13 protein-coding genes and 1 other RNA gene are annotated in these 15,274 nt (G+C 52.8%); 7 read left to right on the top strand and 7 right to left on the bottom strand.

From position 1 onward, the window contains the following. Window positions 1–246: 246 nt before the first annotated feature. Window positions 247–1,317, top strand: a complete 1,071-nt coding sequence (leuB, locus tag AAG834_RS05370; protein WP_342031497.1) for a 3-isopropylmalate dehydrogenase — start codon at window positions 247–249, stop codon at window positions 1,315–1,317. 68 nt (window positions 1,318–1,385) lie between these two features. On the opposite strand, the gene AAG834_RS05365 is transcribed toward leuB, so the two are convergent. Both AAG834_RS05365 and AAG834_RS05360 read right to left on the bottom strand, forming a co-directional pair. Next, window positions 1,386–1,769 carry a hypothetical protein gene (locus tag AAG834_RS05365; protein WP_342031496.1) on the bottom strand — a complete coding sequence of 128 codons (384 nt, stop codon included), beginning with the start codon at window positions 1,767–1,769 and terminating at the stop codon, window positions 1,386–1,388. Window position 1,770: 1 nt separating this feature from the next. Then, a complete protein-coding gene (locus AAG834_RS05360; RefSeq protein ID WP_342031495.1) occupies window positions 1,771–1,992 on the bottom strand; it encodes a hypothetical protein in 222 nt (73 codons plus the stop codon). Window positions 1,993–2,155: 163 nt separating this feature from the next. Between AAG834_RS05360 and AAG834_RS05355 the strand changes: the two genes are divergently transcribed. After that, a complete protein-coding gene (locus AAG834_RS05355; protein ID WP_342031494.1) occupies window positions 2,156–2,719 on the top strand; it encodes a YceI family protein in 564 nt (187 codons plus the stop codon). Between the two features lie 253 nt (window positions 2,720–2,972). Continuing rightward, complete coding sequence (locus tag AAG834_RS05350) at window positions 2,973–3,539, top strand: peptidylprolyl isomerase (protein ID WP_342031493.1); 567 nt, start codon at window positions 2,973–2,975, stop codon at window positions 3,537–3,539. A 105-nt stretch (window positions 3,540–3,644) separates the two neighbouring features. On the opposite strand, the gene AAG834_RS05345 is transcribed toward AAG834_RS05350, so the two are convergent. After that, window positions 3,645–5,036, bottom strand: coding sequence for a nucleobase:cation symporter-2 family protein (locus AAG834_RS05345; protein ID WP_342031492.1), 1,392 nt, complete (start codon window positions 5,034–5,036; stop codon window positions 3,645–3,647). A gap of 379 nt (window positions 5,037–5,415) precedes the next feature. Between AAG834_RS05345 and dapA the strand changes: the two genes are divergently transcribed. Continuing rightward, entirely contained in the window at window positions 5,416–6,297 is an 882-nt protein-coding gene (gene dapA / locus AAG834_RS05340) for a 4-hydroxy-tetrahydrodipicolinate synthase (protein ID WP_009311445.1), read from the top strand. An 80-nt stretch (window positions 6,298–6,377) separates the two neighbouring features. Next, the gene (bamC, locus tag AAG834_RS05335) at window positions 6,378–7,505 is read left to right on the top strand and encodes an outer membrane protein assembly factor BamC (RefSeq protein ID WP_070514779.1); all 1,128 of its coding nucleotides are present in this window, start codon (window positions 6,378–6,380) and stop codon (window positions 7,503–7,505) included. A gap of 288 nt (window positions 7,506–7,793) precedes the next feature. On the opposite strand, the gene AAG834_RS05330 is transcribed toward bamC, so the two are convergent. Continuing rightward, entirely contained in the window at window positions 7,794–11,627 is a 3,834-nt protein-coding gene (locus AAG834_RS05330) for an FAD/FMN-binding oxidoreductase (protein WP_342031491.1), read from the bottom strand. 488 nt (window positions 11,628–12,115) lie between these two features. Here AAG834_RS05330 and ffs point away from each other — a divergent pair. Further along, window positions 12,116–12,212: signal recognition particle sRNA small type (gene ffs / locus AAG834_RS05320), an RNA gene on the top strand. A 148-nt stretch (window positions 12,213–12,360) separates the two neighbouring features. Here the strand turns inward: ffs and AAG834_RS05315 are convergent. The 3 genes from AAG834_RS05315 to folB form a co-directional block, all read right to left on the bottom strand. Further along, a complete protein-coding gene (locus AAG834_RS05315; protein ID WP_070514773.1) occupies window positions 12,361–13,242 on the bottom strand; it encodes a DMT family transporter in 882 nt (293 codons plus the stop codon). Window positions 13,243–13,539: 297 nt separating this feature from the next. Next, on the bottom strand, window positions 13,540–14,073 hold the full coding sequence (locus AAG834_RS05305) for an NUDIX hydrolase (RefSeq protein WP_342031512.1): 534 nt from the start codon (window positions 14,071–14,073) through the stop codon (window positions 13,540–13,542). Window positions 14,074–14,206: 133 nt separating this feature from the next. Beyond that, window positions 14,207–14,557 (bottom strand): dihydroneopterin aldolase, encoded by a 351-nt coding sequence (folB, locus tag AAG834_RS05300; RefSeq protein ID WP_342031490.1) that lies wholly within the window; start codon window positions 14,555–14,557, stop codon window positions 14,207–14,209. A 56-nt stretch (window positions 14,558–14,613) separates the two neighbouring features. Between folB and plsY the strand changes: the two genes are divergently transcribed. Then, entirely contained in the window at window positions 14,614–15,225 is a 612-nt protein-coding gene (plsY, locus tag AAG834_RS05295; RefSeq protein WP_342031489.1) for a glycerol-3-phosphate 1-O-acyltransferase PlsY, read from the top strand. Window positions 15,226–15,274 lie beyond the last annotated feature (49 nt).

The following is a 15,274-nucleotide window of genomic DNA, read 5'->3' as shown; positions in this document are numbered from 1 at the left end:
TTTCCTTCAATCCTTCGGAAATACTGTAAAACTCGGCTATATCGCCCATCGCGTTCCCAACGAATCCGCCTGCATGATTTCCACGCAGCTTTCTCGATGCCGCAATGGTACAATCAGCCTCGTTCAAGCAAACCGACCTGCAAACAGACACAAAAGGTCGTCTGAAAACACCATCCTAAAAAATGGAAAACGTATCGCCGTTTTCAGACGACCTTCCCCTTTCCAAACCCTCATAAGGATTTTGCCATGACCAAACATATCGCCATCCTCCGAGGCGACGGCATCGGTCCCGAAATCGTCGCCGAAACCGTCCGCGTACTCGACAAACTCATCGCCCAAGGCTTGGACGTCAGCTACGAATATGCCCCACTAGGCGGCGAAGCCTACGACGAATACGGCCATCCCTATCCCGAATTTACACAAAACCTCTGCCGCAAAGCCGATGCCGTCCTGCTCGGCGCGGTCGGCAGCCCGCAATACGATAACCTCGACCGCCCGCTACGCCCCGAACGCGGCCTATTGGCAATCCGCAAAGACCTGAACCTGTTTGCCAACCTGCGCCCCGCCATCCTCTACCCCGAGCTTGCCAACGCCTCCACGCTCAAACCCGAAATCGTCGCAGGACTAGATATCCTCATCGTGCGCGAACTCACCGGCGACATCTACTTCGGCGAACCGCGCGGCATCCGTGTTCTGGAAAACGGTGAACGCGAAGGCTACAACACCATGAAATACAGCGAAAGCGAAATCCGCCGCATCGCCCACGTCGCCTTCCAATCCGCCCAAAAACGCAGCAAAAAAGTCTGCTCCGTCGGCAAAGCCAACGTCTTGGAAACCACCGAACTTTGGCGCGAAATCTTTGAAGAAATCGGCAAACAATACCCCGACGTCGAACTCTCCCACATGTATGTGGACAACGCCGCCATGCAGCTCGTGCGCGCACCCAAACAATTCGACGTCATCGCCACCGGCAACATCTTCGGCGACATCCTCTCCGACGAAGCCTCCATGCTGACCGGCTCCATCGGCATGCTGCCCTCCGCCTCGCTGGACGAAAACGGCAAAGGCCTGTACGAACCGTCACACGGCTCCGCCCCTGACATCGCCGGACAAAACAAAGCCAACCCGCTGGCCACCATCCTCTCGCTTGCCATGCTGCTGCGTTACAGCCTGAACGACGAAACCCGCGCGCAACAAGTCGAAAGCGCCGTCCAAAAAGTGCTGCAACAAGGCTTGCGCACCGGCGACATTTACGAAGAAGGCACAAAACTCGTTTCCTGCTCCGAAATGGGCGACGCCGTACTCGCCGCCTTGTAAAAGGTCGTCTGAAAACCAAAAGCGCGGATAATTCCGCGCTTTTTTCATTAACTTTAATAACAGAAGTTTTAATCACTACTTGCCAAAATTTTAGCTCCTTCTGGCAATATTGCCTTTAGTTCAGTCTTTGTGAATAAACCTTGTGCTTCAGGATTTACCGTTAAAGCTTCTGGATATTGCCGCCAAAAATTTTTATCCGCTTCTAATTGTGTCACATTCGGTGGCCAAAAATCATTCTGAGCTTTAAATAACAAATCATTCCCTGAGCGTTCCCCGGATAGATATGCTTCGAAATCCGTGGTGTTTATTTCAAAAACTCGCCTCACAGAAGCAATACCAAGTTCAAAAAACGTATAGTATTTTCCATCATGCTCCCGAATATAAAGATTGTCTGGCGTATGGACTTCCTTAAAGTTCTCATATTCTTCCCATGCTATTTTTGTTAAGCCCATTTTAATTATCACCTAATTTTCTAATTGTAAATTGTCCCCAAGGCACCTCATCAATGACTGCTTCGGGCATATCGCCTGGATAAGTGCGGCCACCTGGTTTCCAATATCCTTTAAAAGCTGACGCTTCGTTACCACTTGGAACTTTCAAATTTTTAATTGAATCATAAGGAATTTCTATTGTCACAGGTGTATTACCTAAATCACCAGGATGTAATTCTAGCAAATCTTCAAGAAGTCTAGGGTTGCCTTAATATTGCTCTTCTCAGTTTTCAGACGACCCCATCATCAAATCCAAGTAAATCCACCATTCACCCTTAAGAAATGATATGCATTCTTTCCTATGTTAAGATAAACGTCTTTACAACCTCATACAAAGGACAAGAATCATGAAAAAAATCATCTTCGCCGCACTCGCAGCAACAGCCATCGGTACTGCCTCCGCCGCCACTTACAAAGTGGACGAACACCACGCCAACGCCCGTTTTGCCATCGACCACTTCAACACCAGCACCAACATCGGCGGTTTCTACGGTCTGACCGGCTCCGTCGATTTCGATCAAGCAAAACGCACCGGCAAAATCGACATTACCATTCCCGTTGCCAACCTGCAAAGCGGTTCGCAACACTTCACCGACCACCTGAAATCCGCCGACATCTTTGATGCCGCCAAATATCCGAACATCCGCTTTGTTTCCACCAAATTCAACTTCAACGGCAAAAAACTGCTCTCCGTTGACGGCAATCTGACCATGCACGGCAAAACCGCCCCCGTCAAACTCAAAGCCGAAAAATTCAACTGCTACCAAAGCCCGATGGCGAAAACCGAAGTTTGCGGCGGCGACTTCAGCACCACCATCGACCGCACCAAATGGGGCGTGAACTATCTGGTTGATGCAGGCATGACCAAAACCGTCCGCATCGACATCCAACTTGAAGCCGCCAAACAATAAGCCGCGGCGCAACACAAAAGGTCGTCTGAAACGAAGTTCGCTGTATCCGTTTTCAGACGACCTTAAAATATTTCACAACGCCTTTTAGAGATTTCACATAAAATCCGCGATAATAACGTTTATAGTGGATTAACTTTAAACCAGTACGGCGTTGCCTCGCCTTGCCGTACTATCTGTACTGTCTGCGGCTTCGTCGCCTTGTCCTGATTTAAATTTAATCCACTATAATTTTCACACTACGAGAAACACTCCAATGAACAAAACCCTTAAACTCACTTTCGCCGCCCTTGCCCTTGCCGCAGCCTTCAACGCCCAAGCCGAGACACACGCCGTCATCGAAACCAATATGGGCAACATCAGCCTGTCGCTCGACGAAACCAAAGCACCGAAAACCGTCGCCAACTTCGTCAACTACGCCCGCAAAGGCTTTTACGACAACACCGTCTTCCACCGCGTTATCGACGGCTTCATGATTCAAGGTGGCGGCTTTACCCCTGATCTTGCCCAAAAAGCCACCGACAAAGCCATCAACAACGAAGCGGACAACGGCTTGAAAAACACCGTCGGCACCATCGCCATGGCGCGTACCGGCGATCCTAATTCCGCCACCAGCCAGTTCTTCATCAACACTGCCGACAACGCATTCCTCGACTTCAAAAACAAAACCCCGCAAGGCTACGGCTATGCCGTCTTCGGCAAAGTGACTTCGGGCATGGATGTCGTGCAGCAAATCAGCAAAACCCCGACTGCAACACGCGGCTTCCACCAAAACGTCCCCGTCAAACCGGTCATCATCAAGCGTGTAACCATCGGCAAATAAATCGTAAACCGACTTCTTCGACAGAATACGGTTTCAATCCAAACCCGATAGAAAAGGTCGTCTGAAAATCAAATTTTCAGACGACCTTTCGTTTACGTTTGAAACTTAATGCTCCAGCCCCTCGATATTGATTTCGACGACTTTGTCGGTTTTATCCTCCGGCAAAAGCAGGTTCAGGATAACTGCCGTGATGCCGCCGGCGGAAATGGAGTTTTGAAACAAGACAGGCAGGTTCTTAAACACTTCCGGCTCAAACGCCACGCCCAAGCCCAGACCGACCGACGTTGCCGCAATTACCGCCTCGCGTCTGCGGATACCGTGACTGACCAAAATCCGCACGCCCGCAATCGCAATCAAGCCGAACATCAAAACCATCGCACCGCCTAAAACCGGACTCGGAATCGTCGTAAACGCGCGTCCGACCACGGGGAACAAACCCAGCAACACCAAAATCACGGCAATATATTTGCCCACATGGCGCGAAGCCACGCCGGTCATCTGAATCACGCCGTTGTTTTGCGCGAAGGTGGTCAGAGGCAGCGAACCCAAAGCCGTCGCAATTACCGATACCAAGCCGTCCGCCAATACGCCGCCGCGCAAGCGTTTGGTGTATTCCTCGCCTTCAATCGGCTGGTCGGATACCATTGCCGTCGCGGTCAAATCGCCGACCGCCTCAAACACGCTCAACAGGAAAATCGCACCCGCCACAATAAATGCGTGCCAGTCAAAAGCAAAACCATATTTAAACGGTACGGGCAGCGTAACCAACGGCAGGTTTTGCAGCGCGGAAAAATCCACCTTGCCCAAAAACAGCGCGACGATGTAGCCGACAATCAACCCGACTGCGATGCCGCTCATACGCAGCAGCGGATTTTTCATGCAGTTGAATATCAACACAATCAGCAACACCAGCGACGCCAGCCCCAAGTTTTCCATCGAGCCGAACGTGCCGTTCGCCTTCGCGCCGAAGCCGCCGCCGAAATCGGTAATGCCGACGTGTACCAAACTCAGACCAATCAGCATCACAACCACGCCGCTGACCGTAGGCGTAATCACTTTTTTCAAATACGGCAGAAGCCACGCCGAGAAACACACCAAAAACGCGCCGACAAACGATACGCCCAGCAGCGTCGAAATCATCGCATCCTTGGTCAAACCGCCCTCTTTCATCCCCGCGCCCAGCGCAATCATGACGGTAACGAACGAGAAATTCACCGACTGGATAGACAGCATCCCCGAACCGACCGGCCCGAAGCGGTTGACCTGCAAATAAGTGCCGACACCCGACGCAACCATCGCCATCGACACGAGATACGCCGTCATCTCCACCGGCAATTCCAGCGCGCCGCCCACAATCAGCGCGGGCGTAATCATCGGCACAAAAATCGCCAGAAGATGCGTTATCGCGCTTAATAAGGCATTTCCGAATGGCGGTTTGTCTTCCAAACCGTACACCAAATCGGGTGAATCCGCCTGTTTTTTCATTGTTCCAGCCATTGCAGTCTTCCTGTCCGCCGTGAAGCGTTAAAAATTTTTAAGAAACGAAATTGTAGCGAATCAAAGATTCCTTATCAATTCAAATACTCCAGCGCAAAAACATCTTCAGTTGCCCAAACTCAAATTTCTTTGAATTTCCGCTCTAGGCAATCCCTCATTTTCAGGCAGCCTTCATACGCTTAACACATTTTAATTCTTGACAGCACTTCCACCGCCAAAAACCAATAATTTTATGATTATAAAAAATATTATTTATTAAGATATGATAGCCCTTAAGCTTCCAAACCAACCGCCCGGCCGATATGTTTCACACAAACAACAAAGTAAGCTACAATCCCAAGCATAATCGACCTCACACAATGAATAAAAAGGTTTCCGTATGTTACAAGGTAGCTTGGTTGCCCTGATTACACCCATGAATCAAGACGGCAGCATCCATTACGAACAACTCCGCGATCTGATCGATTGGCACATCGAAAGCGGTACTGACGGCATCGTCGCCGTCGGCACGACAGGCGAATCCGCCACCCTCTCCGTCGAAGAACATTTAAGCGTAATCGAAGAAACGGTCAAACACGTCAACAAACGCGTTCCCGTTATCGCCGGCACCGGCGCCAACAACACCCTTGAAGCCATCGCACTCTCCCGCGCCGCCGAAAAAGCCGGCGCAGACTACACCCTTTCCGTCGTCCCCTATTACAACAAGCCCTCCCAAGAAGGCATTTACCAACATTTCAAAACCATCGCCGAAGCCACTTCGATTCCGATGATTATCTACAACGTACCCGGCCGCACCGTCGTCAGCATGACCAACGACACCATCCTGCGCCTTGCCAAAATCCCGAATATCGTCGGCGTCAAAGAAGCCAGCGGCAATATCGGCAACAATCTCGAACTGATCAAACACGCACCAGAAGGCTTCACCATCCTTTCCGGCGACGACCCAACCGGTCTGCCCTTCATGCTCTGCGGCGGACACGGCGTCATCACTGTTGCCGCCAATGTCGCCCCCAAACTCTTCGCCGACATGTGCCGCGCCGCCCTTGCAGGAGATATTGCGACCGCTCGTCAATTAAATGACCGCCTGATTCCGATTTATAACACTATGTTCTGCGAACCAAGCCCTGCCGCGCCCAAATGGGGCGTATCCGCGTTGGGCAAATGCGAACCTTATGTCCGCCTGCCGCTCGTTTCCCTGACCGAAGCCGGACAGGCAAAAGTCCGCGCCGCATTGCAAGAATCCGGACAACTCACCGCATAAACCGCAAAGGTCGTCTGAAAACCGTTTCCAAGTTTTCAGACGACCTGCCGTTAACCCATCACATCCCACAGGAAACCAATATGACCTATATGAAACCTGTCGTCGTAGCAATCGCCCTGATCAGTATGACCGCTTGTTCGGGCAACAAAAAAGACCTGCCCAAGCTGGATTACCAAACCCAGACCCGAAAAATCGTCAAATTAGAAGTACCGCCTGATTTGAACAATCCCGATCAAGGCAACCTCTATCAAGTACCCGCCGGCAGCGGTGCCGTCCGCGCCAGCGATTTGAGCCGCCGCACATCGGCAACCCAACAAGCCGCCAATTCTGAAGTCCTCAAATCCGTCAAAGGCGTCCGTTTGGAGCGTGACGGCAACCAACGCTGGGTTGAAGTCCAAGGCAAATCCCCTGCCGAAATTTGGCCTCTGTTGAAAGCATTCTGGCAAGAAAACGGCTTCGACATCAAATCCGAAGAACCCGGCATCGGTCAAATGGAAACCGAATGGGCCGAAAACCGCGCCAAAATCCCGCAAGACGGTCTGCGCCGCCTCCTGGACAAAGTCGGTATGGGCGGTGTCTATTCCACCAGCGAGCGCGATAAATTCATCATCCGCATCGAACAAGGCAGAAACGGTACAACCGACATCTTCTTTGCCCACAAAGGCATGAAAGAAGTTTACGCCGACAAGAAAAAAGACACGACCATGTGGCAGCCTGCCGCCAACGACCCAAATCTTGAAGCCGCCTTCCTCGCACGCTTCATGCAATACTTGGGCGTTGACCAGCAACAAGCTGAAAACGCGCTGACCCAAAGCGTTGCCAAACGCAGCGGCAACGATTTGGCTCGAATCGACGGCAACACCCTGCTCGTCTCCGGCGACTACGGCCGCAACTGGCGCCGCACCGCGCTCGCCCTCGACCGCATCGGCTTGAACGTCTTGGGTCAAAACATGGAACGCCACGCTTTCTTGGTTCAACAAGCACCTACCGAAAGTGAAGCCGTTTCCACGAAAAAACCGGGCTTCTTCGGCCGTATGTTGGGCAAAGGTAAAAAAGCCGAAAAACCTGCCGCCTATCCCGAAATCATCGTATTCGTTGAACCTGTCAACGGCGGTTCACGCATCAGCCTCTTGAATAAAGACGGCAGCGCGTACAAAGGCAGCGATGCCTCTACGCTCCTCAGCCGCCTGCACACAGAGCTGCGTTAAGCAATCCGGTATGACAAAAGGTCGTCTGAAAACCTGAAACATGGTTTTCAGACGACCTTTTTCTTTGAATCGGTTTTATAGTGGATTAAATTTAAATCAGGACAAGGCGACGAAGCCGAAGACAGTACAGATAGTACGGCAAGGCGAGGCGAGGCAATGCCGTACCGGTTTAAAGTTAATCCACTATAAAAATGCACCATGACGGCTGGAGGGTACAGCCGTCACGGTGCCATTCAAACTGTTTTCATCTGTTTAAAACGTAGGGGTCGTCTGAAAACCATACAAGCCTTACAGCAACACTTTCTCTACGCCGCCGTTGTTGGCTTTTTTCACAAACTCGTCCAGCCAGTTTTCGCCGAGGATATGTTTCGCCATTTCGATAACGATGTAGTCGGCAGGCATGTCGTTGTCGTCGACGTAGCGGCTCAGGCCTTGCAGACACGCCGGGCAGGAGGTGAGCATTTTGACGGGTTCGCCCTGCGGCAGCTCTTTGAGGTTTTTCTCGATTTCTTCCTGTTTGCGGAATTTGACTTGGGTGGCGATGTCGGGGCGTTTGACGGCGAACATGCCGGATTCGCCGCAGCAGCGGTCGCTTAAGACGACTTTCTGCCCCATGAGGCTGCTTGCCATTTGGGTGGCGTTCATGGTTTTGATGGGCGTGTGGCAGGGGTCGTGGTAGAGGTATTGCTGACCTTTTACGCCGTTCAGTTTCACACCTTTTTCGAGCAGGTATTCGTGGATGTCGATGATGCGGCAGCCGGGGAAGATTTCTTCGAAGCGGTATTTTTCGAGCTGGTCGTAGCAGGTACCGCAACTGACGACGACGGTTTTGATGTCGAGGTAGTTGAGGGTGTTCGCCATGCGGTGGAAGGCGACGCGGTTGTTGGTACTCATCTGCTCGGCTTTTGCCTTGTTGCCGCCCGCGTCCTGCGGATAGCCGCAACACATATAGCCGGGCGGCAGGACGGTTTGTACACCGACGTGCCAGAGCATGGCTTGAACGGCGAGTCCGATTTGGCTGAACAGGCGTTCGGAACCGCAGCCGGGGAAGTAGAACACGGCTTCGGCATCTTCCGGCGCGGCGGGATTGCGGATGATGGGGATGCTTTTGTCGTCTTCGATGCCGAGCATGGAACGCGGTGTTTTGGCAGGCACGCTTTTGGGCAAAGGACGGTTGATGAAGTGGATGATTTGTTCTTTGACCGGAGCGGTGCCGACGGTGGCTTTGGGTTCGGCTTTTTGTTTTTTAGTGCCGACGGGCAGCAGTTTGCCGATTTTGTAGGCGAAGTTCTGCGCAGGGAAACCGGTCTGTATCATGGCAGCGCGCAGGGCTTTGATGGTTTTCGGACCGGTGGCGTTCAGGAATGCCATGCCCATCGATGCGGCGGGTGCAAAGCGTTTGTGGCCGGAATCGGCAAGGTAGTTGCGGATGGCTACGGTTACGTCGCCGAAGTCGATGTTGACGGGGCAGGGTTTGACGCAGCGGTGACACACGGTGCAGTGGTCGCCGATGTCCATCAGTTCTTCAAAGTGTTTGATGGAAACGCCGCGGCGGGTTTGCTCTTCGTATAAGAATGCTTCGGTCAACAGCCCCACGCCGAGGATTTTGTTGCGCGGACTGTACAGCAGGTTGGCGCGCGGAACATGGGTGGAGCAGACGGGTTTGCATTTGCCGCAGCGCAGGCAGTCTTTGACGGAATCGGCGATGGTGCCGAGGTCTGATTTTTCCATAATCAGCGATTCCGCGCCCAAAAGCTCGAAGGACGGCGTGTAGGCGTTGCGTAAGTCCGAACCTTTCATCAGTTTGTGACGGTTGAAGGTGTGCTTGGGATCGACTTGGTTTTTGTAGTCCCAAAACGGCTGCAAATCTTCATCGGTCAGAAATTCGAGCTTGGTGATGCCGATGCCGTGTTCGCCGGAAATCACGCCGCCGAGCGAGCGGGCGAGTTTCATGATGCGCTCGACCGAACGGTAGGCCGTCTGAAGCATTTGGGCGTCGTCTGAATTGACGGGGATATTGGTGTGGACATTGCCGTCGCCGGCGTGCATGTGCAGGGCAACGAAGACTCTGCCGCGCACGGTTTTGGCGTGGATTTTGCCCAAACCTTCGATGATTTTGGTGTCAGTTTTGCCGCTGAAGATTTCGGCGAGCGGTTTCATTACGTCTTCTTTGACGGACACGCGCAGGCGGAAGTCGCGGAATGCGGTGAAACAGCTCTCGTCGTCTTTGGCTTCGGGCGCGGCATGGACGGTTGCGCCGTAGCGGGCTTTGTAGTCGGCAAGCGGCGTATCCAGATTAGCGAGCAACCAGTCCCAACGCGCTTTGACGGCGGAAACGTGGGCAAGGGCGTGTTTGCCGCGTTCGCCCAAAAGTTCGGCAGTCGGCAGATCCGTGCCCATTTTGTCGATGGGGAGTTTGCCGGAAAGATATTGCTCCAATGCGGCGCAGAGGGTGAGTTTGTTTTGGATGGAAAGCTCGATGTTGATGCGTTCGATACCGTCCGAATACTCGCCCAGCCGTTCCAGCGGAATCACCACGTCTTCGTTGATTTTAAAGGCGTTGGTGTGCTTGGCGATGGCGGCGGTGCGGCTGCGGTCGAGCCAGAAGGTTTTGCGCGCTTCGGGCGACACGGCGATAAAGCCTTCGCCGTCGCGGGCGCGGGCAAGTTCGCAGATGTGTTCGGCGGCTGCCTCTACGGCGGCTTCGTCGTCTGAAACCACGTCCGCCAGCAAGACCATTTTCGGCCGCCCCTTACCTGCCGCTTTGGTGGCGTAGCCGACGGCACGGACATAACGCCAGTCCAAATGTTCCAAACCCGCCAGCCGCACGCTGTCGTGGGCGAGCAGGAAATCGCGGATTTCGACGATAGAAGGTGTAGCAGTAGCGACCGTGCCGAAAAACTCCATACACACGGTGCGCGTGTATTTCGGCATTTTATGTAACACGAAGGCGACGCTGGTGATGATGCCATCCGTGCCTTCTTTCTGCACGCCGGGCAGGCCGCTCAAGAATTTGTCGGTAACGTCTTTGCCCAAACCGACTTTGCGGAATTTGTGGCCGGGGATTTCCAAGCGTTCGGTTTTAACGATATTGAGGCCGTCTGAATCCAGCGTGTGAACGTCGAACACGGCGGTTTCTTCGTCGTGGATTTTGCCGAAATTGTGGCGCACGCGCTCGATGCGCAGCCATTCGCCCTGCGGGTTGACCATCTGCCAGTAGGCGAGGTTGTCCAACGCCGTCCCCCACAGCACGGCTTTTTTGCCGCCCGCGTTCATCGCTACATTGCCGCCCACGCAGGACGCATCGGCGGAAGTCGGATCGACGGCGAACACCAAACCCGCCTGATGCGCGGTTTCTTCCACCCGCCGCGTAACCACGCCCGCGCCGCAATGGATAATCGGATATTTGCCGTCCAAACCCGCCAGTTCGACAAATTCGACGCCGCGATGCTTGTCCAGCTTTTCCGTATTGATGACCGCGCTGTTTGCATCCAAAGGCACGGCGCCGCCGGTATAACCCGTGCCGCCGCCGCGCGGGATAATGACCAAATCCAGCTCGATTAAGGCGCGCACCAAAGGCGCGACTTCCGCCTCCGTATCGGGATTGACGACGACAAACGGATATTCGACGCGCCAGTCGGTCGCATCGGTAACGTGCGTTACCCGCGCCAGCCCGTCAAACATAATATTGTGCGGCTTGGTGATTTTGCTCAAACGCTCCAAAATCTGCCGCCGCTTTTGGCGCGTTTCGTCAAAGCTGCCGTCAAAACGTTCGACCGCCTTTTCCGCCGCAGCGATCAACACATCGACTTGCGGATTGTCATCGCGGCGTTTGCGGATTTCGTTCAAACGGTGGTGCATTTCACGCACCAACGCGGCGCGGCGTTTCGGATGCTCCAGCAAATCATCGACCAGATACGGATTGCGCACGACCACCCAAATATCACCCAACACTTCAAACAGCATCCGCGCCGAACGCCCCGTCCTGCGCTGTCCGCGCAAGTCCTGCAGAATCTGCCACGCCTCATCGCCCAACAGGCGGATGACGATTTCACGGTCGGTGTAGGAAGTATAGTTGTAGGGAATTTCCCGAATACGCTGCGGGGCGGTAGTCGTGGTCATGGTGGCGGTGTGTCCGTATGATTATTGGTACGGCGAAACTGCGGAAAGCTGCGGCATGATTTCGCCGTATTTTTATGAAAAGGTCGTCTGAAAGCGCAACTTCAACGAAGTTATAGTGGATTAACTTTAAATCAGGACAAGGCGACGAAGCCGCAAACAGTACAGATAGTACGGAACCGATTCACTTGGTGCTTCAGCACCTTAGAGAATCGTTCTCTTTGAGCTAAGGCGAGGCAACGCCGTCCTGGTTTAAAGTTAATCCACTATAAAATGATTTTCAAAACAATCAGAACAACTCGTTGGAAAAGCGATAATGTAGTTTAAATTCCGATGTTTTTCAACGGAAAAGGCGAAAAATGTTTCAATAGGAATAATTTTCAAAAAGCAAATATTGTTGACAATTTAAAGGTAAAAAGACTTTTCAGACGACCTTCGACGCCGTCGCGCTTGAGTTTTCCCGTAAAACAGTTATAATGCCACTCTCTTACGGCGGGTCTCCCCGCATGGTAATTCGGAACACCGGGTCAGGGGCGGAAGCCAGCAGCCCACTCCGATGCGTCAGTGCCGGGGGTCTGGCTCGCCACCCTATTAAAAAACACCGAAGATTAATTGGTCTTCGGTGTTTTTGCTTTTGCAGAATCTGGGATGGGGAAAAGGTCGTCTGAAAATCTATTGAATGTACCTACTCGAATAACAGCAAGGCATTGCATCCGTTTGTGCCGGCAAGGCAACATCAAGCATTTTTCTCGTTGGCACGCCCTAAGTAAATAGCAATCAGGGTCAACACGGCGCCGCTCCATTGGTGGGCGTTAATCGGTTTATCCAACCAAAAATAGTCTATCAACAAAGCGGCGACAGGCTCGGAGAGCAGCAGCAGTCCGGTCAGCGAGAATGACAATAAGGGAATGGCGTAGGCTATCATGCCCCATGCGAAACACTGCATCACTGCGCCGTAAATCAATACCAGTCCGATATCGCGCATGGTGGCGGGATAGAGGGCGTGGCTGTCAAACAATATGGACGGGATGATGAGGGATAACACGCCGCCAAAGCTCAAAATCATCATCATCGGGAACAGGGAGGTTTTCTCGATTTGGTGGGTTTTGTGGATACACACCATAGACAATGCGAGCATCCCGCCCGAAGTGATGCCGCTGATAAAGCCCCAGACGGCGTTGCCGTTGTGTCCGAACTCAGGGCTGCCGATAAGGGCGACGCCGCTGATGGCGAGAATGAGGCTGAACATTTGCGGTTTGCTCAAACGTTCGCCAAAAAAGAAGAAACCGATAGCGGAGAGGAAAAATATCTGCAAGCTGTTGAGCAAGGTGGAAATACCGGGGCCGACGGCGTGTATGCTTTCATGCCACAGCGACAGGTCGAATGCCAAAAACACGCCGGAGAGCATGGCGGTGTAGATGGCTTTTCTGCTTTTGGGCAGTTTTTGCCCGAAGAGTCGAGACAGCAGCCAAAAAATCACCGCCGCTATCGCCAGCCGCCAAAATGCGATGGCGTAAGAGCCGACTTCGACAAATTTGACAATCAAGCTGCCCAATCCGAAAACGACGCAGCCGACGACCAGCAAAGGGGCGGCATGCGAATGATGCGGCTTATTCATAACGTTCTCTATTCTCTTTGTTTTATAGTGGATTAACTTTAAACCAGTACGGCGTTGCCTCGCCTTAGCTCAAAGAGAACGATTCTCTAAGGTGCTGAAGCACCAAGTGAATCGGTTCCGTACTATCTGTACTGTCTGCGGCTTCGTCGCCTTGTCCTGATTTAAATTTAATCCACTATATAAGGCGGATTTGAAATCCGTCGGTTTTATGGGTATTGCTATACAGCCGGTTTGCAGAAAGGTCGTCTGAAAACGTGCAACCTGCTTTTCAGACGACCTTTTTACATCCTTTTCACATCAATCCTGCATCAGCCAATATTGCAGGCCGATTAGGGTTTTGCCGTCTTTGATTTCGTTGTGTGCCAAAGCGGTGCGGGCTTCTTCCTTGCTCATCAGGACGGTTTCGGTGATTTCGTCTTCGTCGTTGCTCAGAGTGCTGCCGAGGCGCACGCCTTCTGCTTGGTAGAAGTACATTTTTTCGTCGCAGAAGCCGATGGCAGTGTAGAAGCTGCTGATGAGTTTGACGCGGTCGGCGGTGTACGGGGTTTCTTCCGCCAGCTCGCGCAGGGCGCATTCGGCGGGGTCTTCGCCTGCATCGAGTTTGCCGGCGGGCAGCTCGAGCGTGGCAGCGTCTGCGGCGTAACGCCATTGGCGCACGAGTACGGCTTTGCCCTCTTCGGTAACCGCCAAAACGCAGGCCGCGCCAGGATGGCGGATGACGATGCGCTGGCTTTCGTTGCCGTTGGGCAGGCGGACTTTGTCGCGGTTGATGGTAACAAATGAGCCTTGGTAAATTGATTCGCTGCTGAGTTTGGTTTCTTTCAAATCCATTTGCGTGTTCTCTTTATTAAAGTGTGGTACGGGGTTGTCTGAAAATCGGGAATGGGTTTCAGACGACCTTATTGTGTCAAGAAGGTCGTCTGAAACGAGCGAAGCGGGTTTTGCCAAAACGATTTTGTCGTTTTTAAACCTTGCTGCGTTCGATTTCAATGCCGACTTCTTTGACATCGGGCAGGATGCCGGGCTTGATGATTCTGACGCGTACACTCAACGCGCTGAAATTGTCGAGAATCAGCTTGGCGATGTGTTCCGCCAATGATTCGAGCAAAAGGAAACTTTGTTCGGCAAGGCTTGCCCTGACGGCTTCGCAGACTTCGCCGTAGTGGACGGTATTGCCGATGTGGTCGTCTTGGCCGCTTTGTTCGGGGATGCCGATGTCCAAATCCAAAATCAGGGTTTGGGGGCGTTCGCGTTCCCAGTCGTACACGCCGATTAAGGTGTCCGCCTTCATGCCGCGTAAAAAGATTTTGTCCATTTGCCTGCCTGTTTTTTTGATAAAATGAGCGTCCCATTTTAAGTAAAGCATCTGAAATGTTCAATGTATCCGCCGTTATCGCGGCTTATTTAATCGGTTCGCTGTCGTTTGCCGTCATTGTTTCCAAATATTACGGCATGGACGATCCGCGCACTTACGGCTCGGGCAACCCTGGCGCGACCAATGTTTTGCGCAGCGGCAAGAAAAAAGCGGCGGCGCTGACTTTGCTGGGCGACGCGCTCAAAGGTTTGGTGGCGGTGATTTTGGCACGCTGTCTGCAAGATGCTTTGAATCTGTCGGACATCGCCATAGCCGCAGTTGCCGTAGCTGCACTGGTCGGACATATGTGGCCGCTGTTTTTCGGCTTTAAAGGCGGCAAGGGTGTGGCAACTGCTTTGGGCGTATTGCTGGCGCTTTCTCCCGCAATGGCTTTGGTTTGCGCGGCGATTTGGCTGGTGATGGCGTTCGGCTTTAAAGTGTCCTCGCTCGCCGCACTCGCTGCCACCGTAGCCGCGCCACTCGTCGCCTTTTGGCTGATGCCTTACCCTTCTTGGGCTTGGGCGACCGTCGTCATCGCCGTGCTGGTGTTGTACCGCCATAAAAGCAATATCCAAAACCTGCTTCAAGGCAAAGAAGGCAAAATCGGAGACAAGGCGGACAAACCTTAAACCTGATTTTATTTTTCAGACGACCTGTCCGATTGCGGAATGAACCAAG

This window comes from Neisseria sp. Marseille-Q2251 (assembly GCF_940793045.1).
Classification (GTDB): Bacteria; Pseudomonadota; Gammaproteobacteria; order Burkholderiales; family Neisseriaceae; genus Neisseria.
The sequence above is the reverse complement of the archived record's forward strand: the minus strand, read 5'-3'. Positions and strand labels throughout refer to the sequence as shown.